This window comes from Neptuniibacter caesariensis, assembly GCF_000153345.1.
In the GTDB taxonomy this organism is placed as follows: domain Bacteria; phylum Pseudomonadota; class Gammaproteobacteria; order Pseudomonadales; family Balneatricaceae; genus Neptuniibacter; species Neptuniibacter caesariensis.
Window position 1 is genome coordinate 263,680 of record NZ_CH724127.1, and the last position, 23,875, is coordinate 287,554.

The following is a 23,875-nucleotide window of genomic DNA, read 5'->3' on the forward strand; positions in this document are numbered from 1 at the left end:
CTGACAAAAAAGATCGACTTCAGTAAAGTAGAGTTTCTCACCCGACAAATTAATCAATACTGAATCAAGGCACGGATGTTTCAGGTATATCATTCAAACTCTCTATTGGTGCTGAAGGACCTGCTTACTGAACTGATACGCAGAGATCCGATTTCAGATCCTTTTGTTGCAGAACAGATTCTTGTTCAGAGTCCGGGAATGGCTCAGTGGCTGAAACTTGAGCTTGCAGATAAGTCGGGCATAGCCGCTTCGATTGATTTTCCTCTTCCTGCCTCTTTTCTTTGGAAGCATTTTTCTGAGGTTCTTCCTGATGTACCCGAGCGGTCGGCATATAACAAAGAGGCGATGAGTTGGAAGTTGATGGCTGTGCTACCGGCTATGCTAAAGCAACCTGTTTTTTCCGCTTTACAACAATACCTTGCCGACGATGATGATCGATTCCGCCTGTATCAGTTGTGCAACAAAATTGCCGATATTTACGATCAGTATCTGGTTTATCGCCCAGACTGGATAGAGGACTGGGAGCAGGGTGGAGATATAGCCGCTGCACGCCACCCCTGGCAGCCCGTGTTGTGGAGGGAGTTGAAGTCTTATACGGAAGACCTTCAGCAATCTCATTGGCATCGTGCAAATATGTTCAGTGCCTTTGTTGATGGACTCAAAAATCCATCGGCGGCAGAGAAGTTACCTCGTCGTCTTTTTGTCTTTGGAATCTCAGCATTGCCGCAAAACTATGTCCATGCGCTTCAGGCATTGGGGAAGCGTATCGATGTCCACCTAATGGTGATGAACCCTTGCCGCTACTATTGGGGGGATATACTTGATCAGTCGCAGATTGCCCGGCTCAATCGGCGTTGGTTTAGTAAACCGGATCTGGATTTTTCAGATTATGCAGAAGGCAACCCGCTGTTGGCTTCAATGGGTAAATTAGGTCGTGACTATCTGTACCAGTTGCAAGACAACGCTCTGGATGAGATAGATGCCTACGCTGATCCTGAACGCGGCTCTCTGTTGAGTGCGATCCAACAGGATATTCTGGATCTGGAAAACCCGACCCGCTTGCCTGAACAGATAGATAATAGTCACGGCAAGCATCGGCTTGATCGTGAAGATCGTTCCATCGAGCTGCATAGCTGTCATAGTGCGCTTCGTGAGATCGAAGTGCTTCATGATCAGTTGCTGGACATGTTCGAGAAGAATCCACTCTTAAAACCGCGCGATGTGATTGTCATGATGCCAGATGTGGCTGCTTATGCACCCTACATTGAGGCAGTCTTTGCAAATGCCCCAGCAGAGCGGTACATACCCTATTCAATTTCTGACCGAAGCAATCGTCAGGAAAACCCATTATTGCTCAGTTTTGAAAAGATCCTCAAACTTAATAGCTCCCGTTTTACGGTATCAGATGTTTTAGAGTTGTTAGAGGTACCCGCGGTGATGCGCCGGGTGGGTCTGGATGAAAAAAGTTTTCAGAAACTACGCTTCTGGGTAGATCAGGTAAATATCCGCTGGGGGATGGATTCTGAGCAACGTTCTATATGGGAACTGCCTCTTTTTGAGCAAAATAGCTGGCGCTTTGGTATTAAGCGTATGCTGGTGGGTTACGCACTGGGGGAAGGGAGTGAATATTGGCAAGGTGTAGCTCCCTATACCGAGATAGAAGGACTTGAATCTGAGCTGTTAGGGAAATTAGCCGGTTTTATAGATCTGCTCGATGAAACAAGGCTTCACTTTACTCAGGATCATGAATTCAGTACCTGGATCGAAGTGATTAACCAGATTCTGGAAAATTATTTTACTGCGGATGAGCAGGATGAGATTAGCCTGAATACTATCCGTAAAACTTTGCAGGGCCTTCAGGAACAGTTGAAAGATGCCAATTACTCCCAGGCCTTGTCGCCTTCCGTTATTGCCCATTACCTGATCGATGGAATCAATCAGCAACGCTCAAGCCAGCGTTTTATGGTCGGTTCGGTTAACTTTTGTACCTTAATGCCAATGCGTTCAATTCCATTCAGCGTTGTCTGCCTATTAGGAATGAATGATGGTACGTACCCACGATCGATTCCGCCTGTAGGATTCGATTTGATGACAGATTATCCACGGCGTGGTGATCGTTCTCGACGAGATGATGACCGCTACCTGTTTATGGAGGCACTGTTATCAGCGCAAGAAAAGCTTTATATCAGTTACATCGGCCGCTCGATCAGAGATAACAATGAAAAGATTCCTTCTGTACTGGTCAGTGAACTGCTTGATTATGCTGAGCAGGGGTATGTACTGGAGGGGGATGAGGAGCTAAGTTGTAGTAACAGTGGTGAAAAATTACGTGCGCACATAAAAACTCAACACCCTTTGGTGGCTTTTAGTCCTGAATATTTTAAGTCTGCCGGGGACTACTTCAGTTTTGCTTCAGAGTGGTTGCCTGCTGCCCAGGCGGAAAGTCGTGCCGCTGAGGTGTTTTTAACCGAAGACCTTACCTCAGAAGCGCTTCCAGAGTTAGAACTAAAGCAATTAATAAGCTTTCTGCGCGACCCCTGCCGCAGCTTCTTTAATAACCGTTTAAAGGTTTATTTCGGTAACTCAGAGATAGAGGCTCAGGATGAAGAACCCTTTTCTCTCGACAACCTCTCTTCATACCTGCTGAAACAACGCTACTTGCAATCTGCTCTACAAGACAGGGATCTGGAACGCCTGGATAAGGCGATTCTAGCTGAAGGCCGCCTTCCATTAGCGCGAGCGGGTGAACTTAACTTGAACAAGCTACGCCATGATTCTCTGGAGTTGGCAGAGAAGCTAAAACCCTTATCTGAGGGTACTCCACAGAGGATAGAGATTAATCTCAGCATAGGTGAAGTTAAGCTTCAGGGGTGGTTGGATAGCTGCTATCCGGATCACTTGTTGCGTTATCGTCCGGCCCAGGTGAACGCGCGCGACCGTCTTTCTACTTGGGTAGAACATCTGGCGTTGTGCGCAAGCAATCAAGCCTGTCGGAATACGGTCTACCGAGGCTTGTCGGGTAAAGTTTTTTATAAAGCCGTGCCCGCTGAGAAAGCGACCGAACTATTAGCGGATCTGATTCGCTTTTATCAACAGGGGCAAACGGCGCCACAAGCATTTGATGCTGGATCGGCGCATAAGTACTTTGAACAGCAGGCTAAAGATCCGGACAAAGTGATGTCGGCATTGGAAAACCAGTTCTACGGATCTGCTTACAGCAATGGATTGCAAGATAATCCTTACCTACGTAGAGCTTTCTCTGACTTTGAGCCATTTGTAACTCAGTTTATACCGCTGGCGGAACGGATCTACGAGCCTTTATTGAGCTGTGTTGAGGAGGGCAAAGATGACTAAAGTACATGCCCTGGATCCGCTCACTTTTCCTTTGGTCGGACAGCAACTAATCGAAGCCAGTGCCGGAACGGGCAAGACCTACACTATTACAGCGTTGTATCTAAGGCTGTTGTTAGGGCTAGGCCAGGTGGGTGATAAACCCCTGGGGCCGGATCAAATTCTGGTAGTAACATTTACTGAAGCCGCCACGGAGGAGCTGCGGGATCGAATCAGACAGCGTATTGTTGATGCTCGAAATAGTTTCCTAACCGATCAGGTATCTGATCCCTTCCTTGCCGCGTTGAAAGCTCAGGTTAATGATATCGCTCAGGCTGTTAAGTTGTTAGACCAGGCGATCCGGCAGATGGATGAAGCGGCTATTTTCACTATCCATGGTTTTTGCCAACGCATGCTGAAACGGCATGCTTTTGAGAGTGGATCCCTGTTTGATACAGAGCTTACACAGGATGATCAAAGTCTGGTTCGTAGTGCCGTACTAGATTATTGGCGCAACAATATCTATCCAATGCAAGGCGCTGTTGCAGATCTTGTCTTTAACCACTGTTGGCAGTCCCCGGAACAGTTGATTATGGACCTGCGGGGGTTAATTGGTAGACAGATTCGCCTTGAACCTGATCTATCCAGGGTGAATCTTCAGGAAGCCTATGATGAGTGGATTGAAACACTTAATAATTTTAAGCAAGCTTGGCTTGCAAACAGCGATGACCTTCAGTCTTTAATTCAAGCTTCGGATGTGAATAAACGGAGTTACACTAAAGCTAGCCTGCCAAAGTGGTTGGCGCAAATAGACCAATATGCTGCGTCTGAGCAGTTAGAGCCGGGCAAAACCTTAAAGGGTATTCTGCAGCGCTTTACTCAGTCTGTTTTGATTGAAAAAACCACTAAGGGGGCCGCCCCTGAACATCCACTTTTTGTTCAGATAGATGATCTGTTAGCTTCCTCTGTTCCTGTGAGAGAAATCTTACTGACCAGTGCTCTCAAAGAGGTTGAAACACGTTTAGCGCGAACAAAAGCTGAGTATCAACTGCAAACCTTTGATGACCTATTAACCGGATTCAGCGCAGCATTGAGCGTTGATCAAACGGGTTTGCTGGTGAGTGCGGTTCGGGAGCAGTTTCCAGTAGCGCTAATTGATGAGTTTCAGGATACTGACCCTCTTCAGTATGGGATTTTCTCACACTTGTACTCGGATCCATTCAATTCTGCATTGGTCATGATCGGAGATCCTAAACAGGCAATTTATGCATTCCGCGGTGCGGATATCTTTACCTATATTCAGGCGCGCCGATCAGTCAGCGAAACTTATACGCTAGATACAAACTGGCGATCGACGTCCGGTATGGTTGATGCGGTCAATAAATTGTTTCAGTTTGCGGACTCCGCATTTATCTACGATGAAGATATCCCGTTTACCCCAGTAAAAGCAGCGGGTAAATCAGCTAAGAAATTAACGATTCAACAGCATGAACCCGCGGCATTAAATATCTGGCACTTAGAGAGCGAAGAACCGCTTAATAAAGTGCAGTATTTATCTGCTTTTGCTCAGTCTACCGCTTCAGAAATTGACCGGTTGCTGAGTGGTGATGCCTCTATAGGCGACCGATCTGTTGAAGGCTCCGATATTGCGGTACTGGTCCGTGACCGCTTTGAAGCGGAGGAGATAAGGCGGGCTCTAGCCGTTTATGAGCACCCCTGTGTTTATCTGAGTAATCAGGATTCAGTTTTTAATTCCCAGGAAGCACTCGAGTTATCTTTGATTCTGGCAGCAGTCGAGCAGCCACAAAATGAGAGAGCACTTAAAGCGGCTTTAGCCACGGAGATACTCTTACAGAACGTACAGCAGCTGGACCAGCTCAACTACGATGAGAATGCCTGGGAGGGCGTTGTTGCGGAGTTTACTGAATATCAAGAGATCTGGCTTAAACTTGGGGTACTACCCTGTCTAAGCCGGATGCTGCATCAGCGTAACCTTTCTGCTCGCTTGCTAGAACAGATGGGTGGGGAACGTCGACTGACAAATTTGTTACACCTGGCGGAGCTACTGCAACAGGCAAGTAGTGAGGTTGAGGGAACATCGGGTCTTATTCGCTGGTTCAATGAACAGATAGCTAATCCTTCTGGGGCCAGTGACGACAAAATTCTGCGCCTGGAAAGCGAAAGGAATCTGGTAACGATCGTTACGATTCACAAATCTAAGGGGTTAGAATACCCCATCGTTTTTCTGCCGTTTATCGCTAACTTTCGGGAGCAGAAAACGGCTTTCTATCATGATGATGAGGGAACTGCTGTATTAGATCTTTCTTCGGGGGAAGGGGCGCTGGAAGAAGCCGATAAGGAGCGGTTAGCCGAGGAGTTACGTCTGCTATATGTTGCGCTTACCCGCTCGGTTTACCGCTGCTATCTGGGGCTTGCGGATATACGTCTTGGAAACAGCAAAAAATCCCGCTTGAGTGACAGCGCGATAGGTTATCTGTTACTGCAAAACGGGGATAACCTGGATGAGGCCCTATCGCAATTAAGTCAGGTTTCTGATGCCATTCAGATCTGCTCGCCACCGGATCATGGTGCACAAAAGGACATGTTTGCTTTTGTTGATGAACCTGAAATGGAAGCATTATCCGTGCGGGAATTCTCTGGGAAAATTGATCGTAGCTGGAGAGTAAGTAGTTACTCTGCTTTGAGCAGACATTCTGCAGAGCATCTTCCTGTATTACCGGGCCTGGACCTCGAAGTGGTTGAAGAGTCAGGAGAGGAACAGGTCGGTGATGATGGCATGACTATTTTTAACTTTCCGAAGGGTGCCAATGCAGGGACCTTCCTTCACTCAGTCTTTGAGGAGATCGATTTTTATACTTATCTGCATAACCCTGAATGCAGAATCGAGTATCAGGCACAGATCTCCGAGCAGCTCATCCTGGCAGGTTATGAAGAGGCCTGGCAGCCTGTCATTGATCAACTTATCGTGGATGTGTTGCAAACTGAATTGGGCGATGGTGGTTTCTCCCTGGGTCAGGTGCGGGATAAAGACAGGCTGGTGGAGATGGAATTTATGCTCAAAGCGGATCACCTGCAGGTTGCTCAATTGGAAGGCTTGATTCGCCGTTACGATGCGCTTTCGGCGCAGACCCGCCCCGTCGCTTTTGAGCCTTTAAAAGGGATGTTGAAAGGTTTTATCGATCTTTTATTCCGGGTAGATGATCGTTATTACGTGTTGGACTATAAGTCTAACCACCTGGGTAACCGTGCTGATTGTTATACCCAGGAAGCATTAGAGCGAGCTATGGCTGAGCATCGTTACGATCTTCAGTACCTGCTCTACTCACTGGCAGTTCATCGCTTACTGATGCAGCGTGTTCCTAACTATGACTATGACAAGCATTTTGGTGGAGTTTTCTATCTGTTCCTACGAGGTATGACTGCTTGCGGGAAGGATAGCGGTAACACCACTTTAGGGGTTTTCAGTAACCGCCCCGAGCGTGAGCTTATCGAGAAGATGGATCAGTTGTTTGCTGGAGAACTGATCAATGCCTGAAATAAATAAAGCGTTAATCGATTTGAAGGGATGGGCCGAGAATGGGCTGATACGCAATGTGGATTTCCAGTTTGCAAAGCTGGTAGCTGAGCAAAAGCCTTCACAACCGCAATTGATCTACTTAGCTGCTTTGGTTAGTTTCGAATTAGCTTCAGGCAATGTCTGTCTTCCCAAGCTGCGCTTGTTATCTGCCAAAGGCTACTGGGATGAAGAGATAGAATCAGTTATCAATCAACAAGACTGGAGTTCTCTGAAAGCCGAAGCATTTATCCTTGGGCAACCGGAACTGGATTCTAATACTCTGTTATTGTTCGATCAGGAGCGCTTTTATCTTAAAAGGTATTGGGAGTACGAATCAGCGATAGCCTCTCAGCTAATTAACCGTGCTCAGACTGTCGATGTCGACCGGGCGTTGCTTAAAGAGGGGCTGGCTGAGCTTTTTCCAATGGCTAATCAGGAAATTGATTGGCAGAAAGTTGCGGCTGCGGTAGCCGTTCAAAAACGTTTTTCAGTGATCAGTGGTGGACCAGGCACGGGAAAAACCACCACAGTGATCAAATTACTTGCGCTCTATATCGCACAAGCAAAAGCGCATAGCAGAAATATAAACATTAAACTGGTTGCTCCGACCGGTAAAGCGGCTGCGAGGCTAGGCGAATCGATAAGTAGTGCTAAACAACGCTTATCACTAGACGCTGATATCGCAGAACTAATACCGGAGCAAGCGGGGACTCTGCACCGCCTTTTAGGTGTCATTCCCAACAGTATTCGCTTTAAACATAGCCAGGAAAATCCACTGCATCTGGACTTGCTTGTACTGGATGAAGCTTCCATGGTTGATCTGCCTATGATGTGCCGTTTATTGGCAGCATTGCCTGCAGAGGCTCGCTTAATATTATTAGGTGACCGAGATCAGCTGGCTTCAGTTGAGGCGGGCAGTGTTTTGGGTGATATCTGTAGTTGGCCTGGGCAATTAGATTATGGCCCTAAGCAGGCTGATCAGTTGTTTGATCTATGCCAGTTACCTGAAGTACTGCCTATTTCGGAGGGAACCCCTTTTGCGGATTGCCTTGCTTTACTGCGTAAAAGTTATCGTTTTGATGAAAGCAGCGGTATAGGGCAATTAGCGCGTGCGGTTAATCTCGGCAATAAGCAGGCTGTTTCTTGTGTACTAAAGGCAGGCTATTCTGATCTGCAACAACATAACCTGAGCGCTGATAGTTATGAGTTAATGATCAGTGAAACCGTCAATTTCCATGCAAAGTTGTTGCGAGATATTGCTCAGGGGTTAACGCCTGAACAGAGTTTGGATTATCTATCGAACTACCAGTTACTTTGTGCCCTGCGTGAAGGCCCATATGGTGTTGTTGGCTTGAATGATAGGATTCGACAAGGGCTGCAAAGTCGCGGTTTGATCAAAGAAGAGGGGCTATGGTATCCAGGGCGACCGATAATGATAACCCGCAATGATCAAAACCTCGGTTTATTTAACGGTGATATAGGTATTGCCTACAGGGAGCCCGACGGAAGAATCAAAGTGTTTTTTGAGCAGCAAGGGGAGGTGCGCAGTGTTCTGCCAAGTCGTCTGCCTGAACATCAAACCGTCTATGCGATGACCGTCCATAAGAGTCAGGGGTCTGAATTTACCAGAGTGGCGTTGCTCCTGCCCCCAGTAGATTCACCGCTTATGACCCGCGAGCTTTTATATACGGGCATTACCCGTGCCCGTGAATCCCTGGCACTTTTTACTACAAAAGGAATACTTACAGCAGCGACTGAAAGAAAAACTGAAAGGGCTGGTGGGCTGGCGCTACGTTTATGGAAAGAAGCGAATTAAATATAGAGTAGCCCCTGCGTGATACAGGGGCTACCGTTATCAACGTAGCCAGGGAAGGGGAAACTCGGGCTACGGGATAAAGTCGTTGTTAGCGTCGACCGCGGTAACGTTTTTGCAGTTCCTCTTCGGTTTCAACCCGAATTGGCTGCGCACGTTTGGTGTTGCTTTCCCACATCTGCAGCATGATTACGCCGGCAGCAATAGCAACAAGGGTAGCAAATGTCATCATAACTCACTCCTAAGTTGGCCGAATACCAACTACAACCTTTAAGCAGTATAACCGAAATTTTTTGCTTAACACTAAATATCGGCAACTGAGCTTTTGTCTTAAGTAAGTAGTGGGGGCTGAATCCGGAATTTAAACCCCTTCTGCTTCCAGAAATGCTGCAAGTTCTGTATAACCGCCAATGTGCTCCTGACCGCAGAAAACCTGAGGAACTGTTTCTACCGGTTTGCCAACTGTCTTTTCAAGATCTGCTTTACTGATCCCTTCCTTGTGAATGTCGACGTAGCGAAAATCAAGATTTTTAGCTTCACAGACTTCTTTAGCACGCTTACAGAAACCACAACCTTCACGACCAAAAATAGTAATACGCTTCATCGCTTTTCTCTCTCAATACCGTTTGGATGTGTCTATTTAATCAAGCCTTATTAGAACTATCTAATTGGATCTGTTAATCCGGGTGATTAGTTTTGTTTATGAGCAATAACCTGAACACTCTAATGAGTAACAGTGTGAATACTTTTGTGCGCTGCGAAAATGCTCGAAAAGGCGTTGTCTGGGGCCTTTCTGAGGTTGTCCCCAAACTCTGTGGATAACTCTGTAAAAAAGCTTTTAGGAACCGTCCAAAAGCCCCAGTTTACGCTAGGATATGACGTATTGGTTAAAAAGTAATCAATAAGCTATCTTTATGATTTTTAAGGGAAAAGCTAAATATTTCTGTGTTTTTATAGGCGAATTAATGCCGTTGTTTAATAAAACGTTAATTTATTACTAAATCGAAATATGCAAGTGAAAAAGTAAAAAAAAACCGAACAAAGTTCGGTTTTTTTTATGAGCGGCTGACAGTGGATTAAAACCACTCGTCTTTGCGTTTGCGTCGCTTAGGGAAGTACGGAAGGATAAGCCCTAAGAAAACCCCACCTAAGGCAACCAGGCCGCCATGGGTGAACCAGCGCATCAGGTTGCTTTCATCGCTACTTTCGATCTGAAAATTCAGATCTTTAATCTTTGCTTTTAACTGCTGAACTTCAGAATTGAGTGACTCGTTGGTGTTCTTCAGGTTTTTAGATTCCTGCTGGAGCTCAACAATCTTCTCAGCCTGCTCTTTTACCATTGTCTGGCTCTGTTCAAGGTCACTCTGCAGCTTAGGTAATCTAACAGAGATACTATCGCCAGGATCTACCGCGGTAGGCTCTACCCAGCCAATACGCCCTTTGGGCATTTTGATCTGAACATACTTAGATGAGGCATCTCGTTTAAGAATAGTGACAGGGGTGCCGCTTTTTATACGAGTAATAATCCGGTACGAATTGCTCGGTCCATTATGGACATACACCATAGCATCGTCAGCGATATGGCCTTTCTGTGCCTGGGCGGATACAGAAAATAGTAGTAAAGAGATGAGGGCTAACTTTTTCATTAATACATTTGTTTGAACACTAGAATTTGTCATATTGTACGGATTAAACTGGTCGCTTAACAGGTTGTTTTAAGGTATTCGTGCAGCTTTCATCAGGGCGAAGTGAAATTCCTGCAATACCTACTTAAGGGAGACAGCCTCAGCAAGCCTGTTTGGCTGTTGTTCAGATTGCGTTTGTTTAAATTCGTTCACTTTTTTTTTCGATTTTTTCAGGGGAACCCAAATGGAAAATTTCTTTGATGCTTACGTATTTCCATGGATCGTGGATATTGCGCTGGCGCTGGCAATCTTTTTTGTTGGTCGCTGGGTGGTTAAGCAGGTAATGAAAGTAGCTGAACGTCTGCTTCGCAAAGCGAAGATGGACGACATGCTGGTTAATTTCATCTCTTCGATTGCTAGTGTTGTTCTGCTACTGTTCGTGATTGTCGCATCGTTAGATCAACTGGGTGTTGATACAACATCGCTGATTGCTTTGGTCGGTGCCGCTGGTTTAGCAATCGGTCTGTCTTTGCAGGATTCCCTGAAAAACTTTGCGGCCGGTGTCATGCTGATCGTGTTCAAACCGTTCCGCGCGGGTGATTTTGTTGAAGCTGCCGGTGTTGCAGGTGTTGTGGAAGATATTCAGATTTTCAACACAGTTATGCGTTCCGGTGATAACAAAGAGATGATTATCCCGAATGGTGCAATTTACAGTGGTGTTATCACTAACTACTCTGCTCGTGACACTCGTCGTGTGGATATGGTTTTCGGTATCGGTTATGACGATGACCTGCGTAAGGCGAAAGAGGTTCTTAACGAGATCATTGCTGCAGACGAGCGTATTCTGAAAGACCCTGCACCGGTTATTGCTGTATCTGAGCTTGCCGACAGCAGTGTTAACTTCGTGGTTCGCCCATGGGTTAACTCTGCGGATTACTGGGCAGTGCTATGGGATACGACTGAAGCGGTTAAACTGCGTTTTGACGAAGAAGGTATCAGTATCCCTTATCCACAGATGGATGTTCATCTGCATAAGCAGGAAGCTGCGGAATAATTGTGATTCCAACATTTTAAAAAAGAGCCCATCGGGCTCTTTTTTTATTTATATCTACGATTGCCTGCTAATTACTTTTATCCACAAATCCCTCTTCTGCCCGATTTCCCAGTATCTGCTGGAGTTCGGCTTTGAGCATCGTATTGTCCTGTTTGGTCTTCTGCGATTCGATTCGATATTTGAAAATCTCTTCGTATCGGGCTTCAAGTTTCAATTCCATCTCTGAGATGGTTTTCTGCTGGTCTTTTACCCGGTCTTCCAGATCATCGATCTGATTTTGAAGATCTTCAATGAGTCCGTAGCCGCTCTGCTCAGATCCGTTTTTCTCATTGCCATCTTTTTCGGTTGTTTGCAGCTCAGTCACGATATGACTGTACAGCGCTTTAAGGTCGCCTTCTTCTCTGCTGTTATACCGGATGGTATTTTCAATAGCTTTGTGTGCGCTGGCGGCTCCGATGGAGCCTGCCAATACATGTTCAACCATGCGGTGAAATTCAACCAGCTCGATAATGGTGATTTTAGGCTTTTCAGAAACCTGCAGGTCATCAGCAATGGTTTTAACAGCGCTTTCTGCTTTGTCGTCATTCAGGTAGTCGCTAAGCAGGCTTTTCGCTTCTTCCAGTTTAGGTTGCAGAAGGATATAAGCATCCAGGCCTGTAGGTCTTGCCCGGCGAGAACCTGATGAGTTCATTGCACTGATAAACTCCATCGTCAGATTGCGTTCGCTCTTGTTCGGGCTGAAGATCAGGGAGCCGATAATATAGCTGCCGATGTTAAAGATTAGCGACCAGAAAACTGCGTGCGTGACCGGGTTCAAACCTTCCAAGCCAAAAAGGGCTTCCGGGCGAAGTAAGCCAATTTGCCAGGGGCCTGCCAGCAGTAGGGCTTCCGAAAACCAGCCCTGCTTTATAAAGGTTGGAATTAACAGACAGTATGTCCAGATAATGAACCCGACTGTCAGGCCCAGAAAAGCGCCCAGGCTGTTACCTTTTTTCCAGAACATACCGCCAAACATAGCCGGCGCAAACTGGAGTACAGCCACAAATGACAGCAATCCGATCGCTGCCAGGATGTAGGATTCTGCAAACTCGCGGGCGAACCACAGGCTACTCAATAAGATAAGCGCAACCACCACCCAGCGTAGTTGCAATAGATAGGCACGTAGTGGTTGTAAAGCATTAACCCGTTCTATCGTAGGCAGGATCAGATGGTTAGACGCCATCGTCGATAACGTCATAGTGGTAATGATAATCATGCCGGTAGCGGCAGAGAATCCACCGATAAACACCAGCAGAGTCAGGGCTTCGCTACCTGCAAGTTGTGGAAGCATCAGTACAAAATAATCGGCATTTTCTGCGGGCAGGCCCTGTAGCAGTCCGGCTGCTGCAATGGGGACGACAAACAGATTGATCAGTAGCATATAGAGCGGGAATAGCCACATTGCGGTTTTTATATGCTTTCGACTGGAATTCTCTACCACAGCAACGTGGAACTGGCGCGGCAGCATATGAATGCCAGCAAAGCTCAGAACCAGTAGGGTGAGCCACATTGATCCGCTGTTTTCTACTGCACTGAAACTGGTCAGATGAGTGAGGTTAGCTTCTTGTAGTCGCCCCATGATATCGCCAAAACCATCAAAGAGGGTGTAAGTGACAAAGAAGCCAACGGCTAAGAAAGCGACTAACTTAACCAAACACTCGGCGACTAATGCGGCAATCATACCCTGATGGCGTTCGGTAGGGTCGAGCCGTCGGACACCGAAAATGATGGTGAAACCAATCATGAAGAGCGTTACAACCCATCCTGATAGTTCATGGGAGGCGCCACTACGGGGTGAGTTAGTGATTAATTCGAATGAATCGATAATCGCTTTAAGCTGCAATGAAATATAGGGGAGTATGCCGACCAGTGCGATGATCGTCACCATCGCAGCAATTTTCTGGGAGCGGTTATATCGTGTAGAGATAAAGTCAGCAATGCTGGTGATACGGAAAGTCTCTTTTGCTTGAACCATCCGTCTCAGGGTCACCCACCAGAGACATATACCGATTAAGGCACCACCATAAACACCGAGAAACAAAAGACCCGATGAAGCAGCAAATCCGACACTTCCATAGAAGGTCCACGAGGTGTGGTATACCGCCAAAGACAAGGCATAGATCACTGGATTGCCAGCATTGACCTCTGAGGAGGTTTTTATTCTGCGTTCAACCACCTGAGCGATGGCAAACAGCAAGCCCATGTAAACAGTGACGTACAGAATTACGGACAGCGGTGTAAACATAATCTTGATCTTGAACGGTCAATTTTTAAGGTATTCTAAACCCTATAGTCAGTAGGCTAAAGGGTGTCAATTTAATTAACCCTCTGATCTGCAATAAAAAAGTCGAACATGTGAAGAAAAACTGATTAACAAGAGGGATTATCTCTTCTCTGTGCTTGTCTCTTTATCGCTTTCGTGATGGCTGCAACCACATTGGGTTGTTTCTTCTGAGCCAGGAACCGGATCGTAGCCCCCGTCATTATAGGGGTGGCAACGTCCCAGGCGTTTTAATCCTAGCCATGTTCCCTTAAAAGGGCCATGTAGCTTTATGGCTTCGATCATGTAGCTGGAACAGGTAGGGTGGAATCGACATCGGGGTCCAATGACAGGACTTATCATATAGCGATAGATATTAACTAAGCCTATCAGCAGGTAGCTGAGGAGGCCTTTCACACGCTGGATCATTGTCTTACCTGCGGGATGATAAAAAAATACCGGGCACTTTCAAGATGCCCGGCAATATCTCAGGGGAGGATTAAGACAGTAGATACATATTCCTGTCTTAATTTTGCAGTCGAGATTTACTGCATAAAAATGTTAAGGGAATCCATTATATAGACAATTAACCAGATTAAAAGAAAAACGGCTGGTTAAAAGGTGAACAGTTTTCACTTCGGCCCCGAAGCCTTATGGCTACGGGGCTAAAGCGGTATGCTACTTTAGTCTCTATGGTTTTGCGGATGCGTGATTAGAGGTGTTCTTCTGCATACTCTGCCAGCCGGGACCTGAAAATTCCTTCCAGATGCACATTGGCTGCACCTTCATAGTCCTTGAATCGTTCGACCAGATAGGTCAAACCGGAGGTTAGCGGCGTCAGGTAATTAGAATCAATCTGGGCAAGGTTACCCAAGCAGATGATCTTAGAGCCTTTACCACATCGGGTTACAATCGTTTTCAGCTGGGATGGCGTCAGGTTTTGAGCTTCATCGAGCAATACGATCGCTTCTTGAATACTCCGTCCACGGATGAAATTAAGCGATTTAAACTGGATATTGGCTTTTTCAATCGCATATTTAACGCTGCTTTGAGGGCGTTCATCATGCTCATGCATCGCCTCCAGGTTATCCTGAATCGCACTCAACCAAGGTGTCATCTTCTCCTCTTCGGTACCCGGAAGGAAGCCGATATCTTCTGCTACGGGTGGAGTAGAACGAGTGACAATGATTTTATTGTAGCGGCGTTGTTCAATAACCATCTCCAATGCGCAGGCCAGAGCAATCAGCGTTTTACCGGAACCTGCCGCACCATTTAGAATGACCAGATCCAGATCGGGATCAAGGACTGCATCCATCGCAAATGCCTGGAAAATATTGATCGGCTCAATTCCCCAGCAGTTTTGCTGCATCAATCGATCGACTCCCAAATCACGAAGCGTGATCTGTTCATCTCTAATTGTTGCTACCCGTGCAGCAAACTCTTCGGAATCATCGTAGATGTACTCACAAGGGTAAGTATTGGGTAACAGGCTTTTAGAGACCGTATGGTACGTATGGCTGCCCTCCTGGTAGCTCTTCACATCTTCGACCCGTTCCCAGAAATTGCCTTCCAGATTGTCGTGGCCAGCGGGAAGGAGATCAATATCTGAAACCAATTGGTCAGTACGATAATCTTCAACACGTTTTAAGCCTGCCCCCAGAGCTTTCAGGCGCATGTTGATATCTTTGGTTACGAGGATAATTTCACGGTGCGGATTGGTTGCCTGAATGTGCAGAGCACAGTTAATAATATGGTTATCTTTATTTGAGTTTTGAGGCAAAAAACCCTGTCTTGCTGTGAGCTCATGATCAGGGAAGATGCTCAATTGCCCTAGCTTCATTTCACTATTGGCAGCGGTTACCGGAATAACAATATCCACGCCTTTAGTGATGGTTGCGGCATCCTCTGCATGACTGAGTATTTCATCAATGGCACGAATCGCAGCACGTGCTTCCTGAGAAACATTTTTCTTTCTATCCTTAATATCGTCTAACTCTTCAAGAACAGTCATCGGGATGGTGATGTCCTGCTCCTTAAATTCATAAAGACACTTCGGGTCGTGAAGCAATACGTTGGTGTCGAGAATATAGAGTTTAGAGGCGGTCATAGCCGATTCCTTCTATAGCCGAGGGGAGTCTGACAAATCTGGGGAAGATTTGTTTGTACTGAAGACTGCAGGTGTTTGGGATTCTGCAGTCGTTCATTTGTTGGGTGGTAATACCGTGTGAACTGTTAGTCACTACCAAATCTCAGATCGATTCTGAACGACCGGCACTCATCTTTAGGCTGTCATACCTGCTGAGAGTGATGCCGATATCCTATAGATTAGTCTAGTAATACATAGGTTGCTGTATGATGACAAGAGGCAAATTTATTAGCAGGTGAAAATCATGGCAATTGAGTCCATCGTTGTATTAACCGGTGCAGGTATTTCAGCGGAGTCAGGTATCAGAACATTCAGGGCAGCGGATGGGCTTTGGGAAGACCATCGTGTTGAAGATGTAGCCACGCCTGAAGCTTTTGTTCGTGATCCACGTTTGGTACACCGTTTTTACAACGAGCGCAGGAACCAACTTCTTTCTGATGAAATAAAGCCAAATGCCGGGCATAAGGCGCTTGCTGAACTGGAAGCTAAATTTCCAGGTTCCTTTCTGCTGGTTACCCAGAATATTGATAACTTACATGAAAGGGCGGGCAGCAAAAATCTACTGCATATGCACGGCGAACTTCTAAATTTGCGCTGTAGCGATTCAGGGGTTGTTTACCGGATTGAGGAGGAGAGCCTGCCTGAGGATATCTGCCAATGCTGTGGATCATCAGGCAACCTGCGACCAGATATCGTCTGGTTCGGTGAGATGCCAATGTACATGGATAGGATCTATACTGCGTTGGAGGGCTGTGATCTGTTTATCTCCATCGGGACTTCAGGGCATGTATACCCGGCAGCTGGATTTGTTGAAGTGGCTAATGCCGCAGGTGCATTGACCGTTGAATTAAATCTTGAGCCTTCGCGAGTCGAATCCGCTTTTGATCATCATATTTACGGGCAGGGAACAGAGGTCGTGCCTGAGTTTGTGAATGATATTATCAGGCAGCTTTAGCTGCCTGATTTTTAAGCATTTTTGGCTTTATTATAATTTGTTGTCTATATTTCTACTTAGATCTTCACTTAAGTAGTGCCGTTGTTACTTTCGTTGTCTGTGAATTTCTTCTACTAATCTATTGTCTTTGCCCCTCCGTAATTCACATAACGTTAACAACCGCTGGATAAGAATAAGGATGTTTAAATGAACCGTACGCTGTATCTGTGTTTCTCGGTTCATGGAGGTAGCTATTATGATGACAGAACAATTTGTAAGCACCAGTATTACTCCTATTGATAGCCTGAATACGCTATCGCCTTATGAGGTTAATAAGCTGCAGGATGCCAGCCAGGGAGGTTTGTACAAACTCTTCAGACAATGCTCTTTGGCGGTACTGAACACAGGTAGTGAACTGGATAGTACCAAACAGGTACTGGATAAATTTTCCCGATTTGATATCCGGATCAGCCAGAAGCATCGCAGCGTCCAGTTGGAATTAGTCAATGCGCCGGCTACAGCATTTGTAAATGGTGAAATCATTACGGGTATCCGTGAGCACCTTTTCTCTGTGCTGCGGGATCTGCTCTATGTCGGGACAGAGCTTGATGTGTGTTGTCCGGGAGCTAACGAATCAGAAGCCACTACTAATATGGTTTTCCACATTTTACGTCACGCTGATGCCATCAGGCCGCATGTTAAGCCGGATCTAGTCGTGTGCTGGGGTGGACACTCGATCAACCGCGTTGAATATGATTACACTAAGAAAGTGGGCTATGAGATGGGCCTTCGTGGTTTGAACATCTGCACGGGGTGCGGACCCGGCGCGATGAAAGGGCCCATGAAAGGTGCGACTATTTCTCATGCTAAACAGCGCATTAAAGACGGTCGTTATGTGGGCATTTCTGAGCCGGGAATCATCGCCGCTGAAAGCCCTAACCCGATTGTTAATGAGCTGATTATCATGCCGGACATTGAAAAGCGTCTTGAAGCGTTTGTCCGTCTTGGTCATGGGATTGTGGTTTTCCCTGGTGGTGCGGGTACTGCTGAAGAGATCCTTTATATTCTTGGCATTCTCCTGCATGAAAAGAACCATAATCTGCCTTTCCCTCTGGTGCTCACAGGTCCTGCAGGAAGTGAGGCATACTTCGAGACAGTGGATAAGTTTATTCGTGCAACACTGGGTGATGCGGCGGCTGAACGTTATCAGATCGTTGTTGATGATCCCCATGAGGTAGCGGAAGTTATGCGTGATGGTCTCGAGCAGGTGACTCGCTATCGGAAAGCGACCAGCGAATCGTTCCACTATAACTGGCAACTGTATATTCCCGAAGCTTTCCAGCAGCCCTTTGAGCCAACCCACGAAAACATGGCCTCACTTAATCTGGTCCATGGATTACCCGACTTTGAGTTAGCGGCAAATCTACGACAAGCGTTGTCCGGTATTGTGGCAGGGAATGTTAAAGAACCCGGTGTTCGTGCTATTGAAGAACATGGTCCGTTCGAAATCAGCGGAGAGACGTCGATTATGGAACCGATGGACCAATTACTCGCTTCGTTTGTTGAGCAGAGACGAATGAAGATCAACTATCAGGAATATCAGCCTTGTTACAAGATTAAACCCGCGGCTTTGGAAGAGGTTAGCTAATCCCTGCTTTATATGCTGCTACAAGTGAACAGGGTTATTGTTGGAAAAGCCGAACACAGTTTCGGCCGTCCGACTTAGCTTGGTACAGAGCTGAATCAGCAGCCAGTATAAGCTCTGATTGGCTCTCTCCATGCTGAGGGTAGCTGGCAATGCCAAAACTGCCTGTCACATGGATTGATTGTCCATCATAGTCTAAGAGCAGGTTTGCAAGTTTGGCCCGAAGGTTTTCCGCCAGGACCTGCATCTCTTGCCGAGTTGTGTTTGCGCTTATGAGTATGAATTCTTCCCCACCCCATCTAAACAGGTAGTCAGATACCCTTAGATTTTCAGTGAGAAATTTGGCTGTTTCTTTCAGGACATAGTCACCTGCCATATGCCCATACTGATCATTAATTGATTTAAAATAGTCGAAATCAAAAAAGCAAAGGCTGAGTGGTTGGTCATTACGTTGCGCAAAATTAAGCTGCTTATCAAAAATGCGTGTACATTCGCGACGGTTGCGAAGTTTTGTTAGCTCATCATAGGCAGCCAGTTCCTGAAGTTTGAACTCTTGTTGTTTGTAATCAGTAATGTCTTTGACCATTCCGGTGACGCGGATAGGTTCACCCTCTGATGTGCGAAGTGAAACTGAACCTAGGTCGTGTACCCAGATCATATGACCGTTGCGGTTACGCATACGATAGACCGCTTCATAGCGGTCACGTTTACCCTGGATATGTTCCTCCAAAGCTTGCAGCACCATCGGCTGGTCTTCTTCAAAAACATTGTTTTTCCAGGTATCCACTACTGGCTTCATCTCGTCAGGTCCGTAGCCCAGCATACGCTTCAGCTGCGGGCTGAAATAAACATGACCGCTACTTATGTCCCAATCCCATAAGCCGTCTGTACAGGAGTTTAAAGCTAACCAGATCTGTTCTTCACGACCTTGGACCTCGGCTTCCTGTTCACGGCGCCTGCTTATATCACGTGCGATAGAAAGGAAAAATTCGCAACCGTCATGGGTAAAAACGGATGTGTTTACTTCTACCGGCAGTTCCGTGCCATCTTTACGCATGTGCCGGCCAATAAAGGTGAATTGCTTATTCTGCCTGATTACTTCTGCGATACTGTGCCATTGCTGAATACCAATGACATCTTTCTGTAGGCTGAGGACCGAGTGATGAAGCAGTTCTTCTTCCTGCATCTGCAAGGCTTCGTAGCCTGCACGGTTGACCCATAATATATTTGAGGATGCAGGGTCGATCAGATAAACCCCATCCATCAGATTGTTGCTAAGTAGGTCAAGGAGGGGAAGATCTTTTAGGCTTTTATCAATCGATGAGGTCATATGAGCAACTGAAAAGGTGGTATGGCTGTAAAAATCTGATTTTTTACCGATACAACAGTATCAGTTTACAGTATTCTTATTTCAATTAGTCTAAAGGTACAATTTTTAGTAGGTTATTCTTGATAAGTGTCAGGAAAAACTTTTTTATCGCTTTAATTTACGTTGACTAGGGAGTGAACAGGATATGTTCAGGATCTGGCTGGTTACGCTCATGGTTGCTATCAGTCACTCTGCATTTGCTCAGGAAGAGCTGGAGTATGCCTACCCGGATATTTCGGTCTGGACTACGCAGCGTGATGAAAAGGGTAAATTGAAAAACCCCTTAGTGAAGTTTGCAGAACCTCTTTTCAAAGCGGCTGGAATTCCATGGCATCCCAAGGATTATCCAGCCAAGCGTATGTTTGCCAATCTTCGTAATGGCACCTCTAAATTCTCAATGCTTGTGAACGCCAAATCGCTTTTACAGGATTGCTGTCTGGTCAGTAAAGAGCCGGTTGCTAAGGTAGAGATCAATATATTCTATCGTGAAGGTAGCGAACCTGTTGCATCGATAGAAGAGCTGCGTGGAAAGTCGGTTATTACCATTGCCGGCTACAGCTATGCAGGTTATCGAAAATACATTGATGATCCTGACAACGGAATCACTAATATGTCGACCCAGGGGCACTTTTCCGCATTTGGCATGTTGCAAAGAGGGCGGGCCGAATATGTTTTGGATTATGCCTATCCTGCAGCAGAGGTATTGGCTGAGAATCCAATTTCTAATATCCGCTTTAGTACACTAAAACAGACTGACGTTTTTCTGATCCTGCATAAAGACTACCCTGACGCAGAGAAAACCATGCGTAAGCTGGAAACTATAGCTGCGGGTTTGGAAAAATCACCCTATCTTTATTCTCCAGAATTAAGATTTGCGGCTGAGTAATTCTCTGTTTCCTCCCTGAGCCGTGGTATTACGAGATACAGTCATTTCCCGGCTAAAACTTTTCAGATAGTTTGGGCCGCCTGCTTTAGGTCCTGTGCCGGATAGGCCAATACCGCCAAACGGCTGTGAGCCGACAATAGCCCCTACCTGATCGCGGTTTATGTAGATGTTCCCTGCTTCAATGCCTGCAATGACTTTATTGATGAAGTGATCATTACGGGAATGAATACCGAAGGTCAGGCCATAACCACTGCGATTAATCTCATTGATTACTCGATCGATATCTTCACGTGCATAGCGGATGATATGTAACACGGGCCCAAAAACTTCGTCCGGAAGTTCATCTATTGAATGCAGCTTAATTAGGGTTGGAGGGACGAAATAGCCTTGATTGTGCTGTTCTTGGAGAGGAAGTTCGTGAATTAATTTATTCTGAGCACGGCAAAGCTCAATATGATCGAATAACCGATCCATTGCCGCTTTGTTAATGACAGGGCCAATGTCGGTATTTAGCTTTTCAGGCGAGCCGATGACCAGCGTGTCCATTGCACCAACCAGTCTGCGTTCGATCTGTTCGGCAATGTCTTCCTGCACATATAAAACCCTGAGGGCTGAGCAGCGTTGTCCAGCACTGTTAAATGCAGATTGTATTACATCAAGAATGACCTGCTCAGGTAATGCGGTACTGTCCGCGATCATTGCGTTGATGCCACCGGTTTCAGCAATGAGCTTAGAGATAGCCCCGTCACCCCGGCTTGCTAATTGCTGTTGCAGCGCCATGGCAGTTTGGGTGGAGCCGGTAAAGGCAACCCCAGCGATTCTGCTGTCCTTTAACACCGCTTCAGCTTGCTCTCCCCGTTGGAAAGGAAGGAGTTGTAATGCATAGCCAGGTAAACCTGCGGTATACCAAAGTTCAGTCGCCCGAAAGGCTATCAGTGATGTAACTGATGCAGGTTTCGCTATGACAGTATTGCCACATACCAGGGCGGCGGCTATCTGGCCTGTAAATATCGCCAGAGGGAAGTTCCATGGGCTGATACAGAGAAAGGTCCCCTGGCCTTGATAGCTAAGCGTGTTTTTTTCGCCTGTTACTGAAACCAGTGTCTCAGCGTGTAAACTCTGTTCAGCTAAGTTAGCGTAGTAGTAACAGAAATCGATCGCTTCGCGGATCTCGTTTAGTGCATCCCGCAAGGTTTTACCCGCTTCGTACATTAACAGGCAGGTTAGTTCTGCTTTGTTGTTCTGCAGTGTTTGCGCATAAGTCCGCAGCATATCGCAGCGCTGACTTAATGGGCTGTTTCTCCATTGGGGTAGGCTATATTCCGCAATACTCAGAGCTTGTTTGATCTGTTCAATACTCGCACCACTGTAGTAGCCAAGGGTTCTGTCTAATTGGTAGCTCGGGTAAATTGGCTGTAGCTGAACGCCTTCACTTATTTCACCGTCAATAATCGGTTGGCAATACCACTGTTTCGTCTTGTAGTGATTGATCGTTGTTTTCCATGCTTCCCAGGTATCGAGGCTGCCAAGGTTCTCTCCTTGAGAATTATCACGCACCGGTAGATAAATCGCGTTAGGTTTCTTAATAACCGGTGAAACGATTGAACGTAGTATTTCCTGGGGTGATCGGGTGATCTCTTCAAGCGGAATATCGGAGTCATTAATCTGGAATACAAAGGAGGAATTGGCTCCATTTTCCAGTAAACGTCTTACTAAATAAGGCAGTAAGCTTGATTGGTTGCCTATAGGTGCATAGATGCGACATTTATAAGGTAAAGATCTCAGTATCAGCGCATATAAGCTATCCCCCATGCCATGTAAGCGCTGGAACTCAAAGCTTTTATCTGAGTCAGTCTCTAAAATTTGCGCGATGCTCAGGGCGTTATGAGTGGCAAATTGTGGTAGCAGTAATGGGCTTTGAGCAGATAACAAAAAGCGGCTGCAAATCAGGTAAGAAAGATCTGTTGCGCTCTTGCTGGTATAGACAGGGTAATCTTCTATACCTGCTTGCTGAGCCTTCTTGATCTCACTATCCCAATATGCGCCTTTTACCAGTCGAACGGGAATCTGAGTGTCGCAATCTTCGGCCAGTAGGGATAACCAACGGAGCACAGGTAAGGCACGTTTACTGTAGGCCTGCACTGCAAGCCCCAGCTTTCCCCAGCCAGAGCAGAGTTCACTACGAAGCAACTGTTCAAAAATGAGAAGGGAAAGTTCTAATCGTTCTGATTCTTCCGCATCGATTGTGATGGCTATATCGAGTTGTCTTGCTGTGGCTAACAGTTGTAACAATCGATTAAACAGACTGCGCTGTATCTCTTCGAGATGGGCATTCTCTAATCTTGGGTGAAGTGCAGAGAGTTTGATTGAGATCGATGTATTCTGATCATGATTTTGTTCGCCAGCGGCCTGAATTGCTTCAAGGTAAGCTTTAAAATAATAATCGACATCAGAATCACAAATGGCCGCTTCACCGAGCATATCAAAAGAAAATGCGGTGTTGTCGATCGAGTAATCGCATCTCGAGCGTAGGGCGTCTTGTATAGTTTCAGCAAAAACAAACTGGTTACCCAGAATTTTCATCGCATAACTTATGGCTTTGTGTACACTTTGGTTTCCCAGCTTTTGTATCAGGCGTTGCGTTAGATTAGCGGATGAAACATCGGTTGATATGAGCTGCTGGCTCAGGGCAATTCCCCAAAGGGTAGTGTTACCGATCAGATCGATCTGCGGATCGGAGAGAAGTTTCTCAGGGATCAGACGCTCTAGTTTGTCCTCAATCAAAGATTCGGCGCTATCTGCATCAGGTATACGCAAGAGTGCTTCAGCCAGTGATAAAAGTGCGATCCCTTCATCACTGTTCAGTCCGAACCGGCTCATCAGATCATTCACAGAGAGAAGGTCATGGGGAAGGCTGCGGATCTCTTCAATCCAGTTACGGGCATTTTGTTGAGCTTGAGTGCTTTTTGGAGCCGATATAAGTAACTGATCTACTAAGCTGTTTTCACTGTGGCAATAGTAATCAGAGATGGTTTGCCAGATCTCAGACTGCTGCGCGGGTGAAAACTCATTAGATAACAGTTCTTCTACTGAAAGCATAGGCTTGGGGCCCTGGTAAATTTCCTCTCAGTTTAGACGAATAGAGGAAGAAAAGAATAATCCGACCTATAAAAAATAGATCGGTTTGGTCTTTTTTA

At 46.2% G+C, this 23,875-nt stretch carries 15 protein-coding genes; 7 read left to right on the plus strand and 8 right to left on the minus strand.

Annotation, left to right across the window (positions count from 1 at the left end):
• Positions 1–75: 75 nt before the first annotated feature.
• From recC to recD, 3 genes are read left to right on the plus strand one after another with little or no spacing between them, the layout of a single operon-like run.
• A complete protein-coding gene (gene recC, locus MED92_RS15075) occupies positions 76–3,354 on the plus strand; it encodes an exodeoxyribonuclease V subunit gamma (protein WP_007022434.1) in 3,279 nt (1,092 codons plus the stop codon).
• Positions 3,347–6,886: an exodeoxyribonuclease V subunit beta gene (recB, locus tag MED92_RS15080; protein ID WP_007022435.1), complete on the plus strand. Its 3,540-nt coding sequence runs from the start codon at positions 3,347–3,349 to the stop codon at positions 6,884–6,886. Before recC ends, recB begins: the two co-directional genes overlap by 8 nt.
• Positions 6,879–8,723, plus strand: coding sequence for an exodeoxyribonuclease V subunit alpha (gene recD / locus MED92_RS15085; protein WP_007022436.1), 1,845 nt, complete (start codon positions 6,879–6,881; stop codon positions 8,721–8,723). The genes recB and recD overlap by 8 nt, the downstream gene beginning before the upstream one ends.
• A gap of 88 nt (positions 8,724–8,811) precedes the next feature.
• Here recD and MED92_RS19045 read toward each other — a convergent pair whose 3' ends face one another.
• From MED92_RS19045 to MED92_RS15095, 3 genes are all read right to left on the minus strand, one after another.
• Entirely contained in the window at positions 8,812–8,952 is a 141-nt protein-coding gene (locus MED92_RS19045) for a hypothetical protein (protein WP_007022437.1), read from the minus strand.
• A 129-nt stretch (positions 8,953–9,081) separates the two neighbouring features.
• Positions 9,082–9,324 carry a GrxA family glutaredoxin gene (locus MED92_RS15090; protein WP_007022438.1) on the minus strand — a complete coding sequence of 81 codons (243 nt, stop codon included), beginning with the start codon at positions 9,322–9,324 and terminating at the stop codon, positions 9,082–9,084.
• A gap of 472 nt (positions 9,325–9,796) precedes the next feature.
• Positions 9,797–10,366, minus strand: coding sequence for a TIGR04211 family SH3 domain-containing protein (locus MED92_RS15095; RefSeq protein ID WP_007022439.1), 570 nt, complete (start codon positions 10,364–10,366; stop codon positions 9,797–9,799).
• Positions 10,367–10,589: 223 nt separating this feature from the next.
• Between MED92_RS15095 and MED92_RS15100 the strand changes: the two genes are divergently transcribed.
• Positions 10,590–11,399 carry a mechanosensitive ion channel family protein gene (locus MED92_RS15100; RefSeq protein ID WP_007022440.1) on the plus strand — a complete coding sequence of 270 codons (810 nt, stop codon included), beginning with the start codon at positions 10,590–10,592 and terminating at the stop codon, positions 11,397–11,399.
• Positions 11,400–11,466: 67 nt separating this feature from the next.
• Here MED92_RS15100 and MED92_RS15105 read toward each other — a convergent pair whose 3' ends face one another.
• The 3 genes from MED92_RS15105 to MED92_RS15110 all read right to left on the minus strand — a co-directional run bounded on the left by MED92_RS15105 (position 11,467) and on the right by MED92_RS15110 (position 15,805).
• Positions 11,467–13,683, minus strand: a complete 2,217-nt coding sequence (locus tag MED92_RS15105; RefSeq protein WP_007022441.1) for a sodium:solute symporter family protein — start codon at positions 13,681–13,683, stop codon at positions 11,467–11,469.
• Between the two features lie 138 nt (positions 13,684–13,821).
• Complete coding sequence (gene yidD / locus MED92_RS18890) at positions 13,822–14,127, minus strand: membrane protein insertion efficiency factor YidD (RefSeq protein ID WP_083774958.1); 306 nt, start codon at positions 14,125–14,127, stop codon at positions 13,822–13,824.
• A 283-nt stretch (positions 14,128–14,410) separates the two neighbouring features.
• A complete protein-coding gene (locus MED92_RS15110) occupies positions 14,411–15,805 on the minus strand; it encodes a PhoH family protein (RefSeq protein ID WP_007022443.1) in 1,395 nt (464 codons plus the stop codon).
• A 283-nt stretch (positions 15,806–16,088) separates the two neighbouring features.
• Here MED92_RS15110 and cobB point away from each other — a divergent pair, with 283 nt between their 5' ends.
• The gene (gene cobB / locus MED92_RS15115; RefSeq protein ID WP_007022444.1) at positions 16,089–16,799 is read left to right on the plus strand and encodes a Sir2 family NAD+-dependent deacetylase; all 711 of its coding nucleotides are present in this window, start codon (positions 16,089–16,091) and stop codon (positions 16,797–16,799) included.
• A gap of 235 nt (positions 16,800–17,034) precedes the next feature.
• Positions 17,035–18,426 carry a nucleotide 5'-monophosphate nucleosidase PpnN gene (gene ppnN / locus MED92_RS15120; RefSeq protein ID WP_040663108.1) on the plus strand — a complete coding sequence of 464 codons (1,392 nt, stop codon included), beginning with the start codon at positions 17,035–17,037 and terminating at the stop codon, positions 18,424–18,426.
• A gap of 34 nt (positions 18,427–18,460) precedes the next feature.
• On the opposite strand, the gene MED92_RS15125 is transcribed toward ppnN, so the two are convergent.
• Complete coding sequence (locus tag MED92_RS15125; RefSeq protein WP_007022446.1) at positions 18,461–19,753, minus strand: sensor domain-containing diguanylate cyclase; 1,293 nt, start codon at positions 19,751–19,753, stop codon at positions 18,461–18,463.
• Positions 19,754–19,937: 184 nt separating this feature from the next.
• Here MED92_RS15125 and MED92_RS15130 point away from each other — a divergent pair, with 184 nt between their 5' ends.
• Entirely contained in the window at positions 19,938–20,678 is a 741-nt protein-coding gene (locus tag MED92_RS15130) for a substrate-binding periplasmic protein (RefSeq protein WP_007022447.1), read from the plus strand.
• On the opposite strand, the gene putA is transcribed toward MED92_RS15130, so the two are convergent.
• A complete protein-coding gene (gene putA / locus MED92_RS15135; protein ID WP_007022448.1) occupies positions 20,658–23,777 on the minus strand; it encodes a bifunctional proline dehydrogenase/L-glutamate gamma-semialdehyde dehydrogenase PutA in 3,120 nt (1,039 codons plus the stop codon). The genes MED92_RS15130 and putA overlap by 21 nt on opposite strands.
• Between the last annotated feature and the right edge of the window lie 98 nt (positions 23,778–23,875).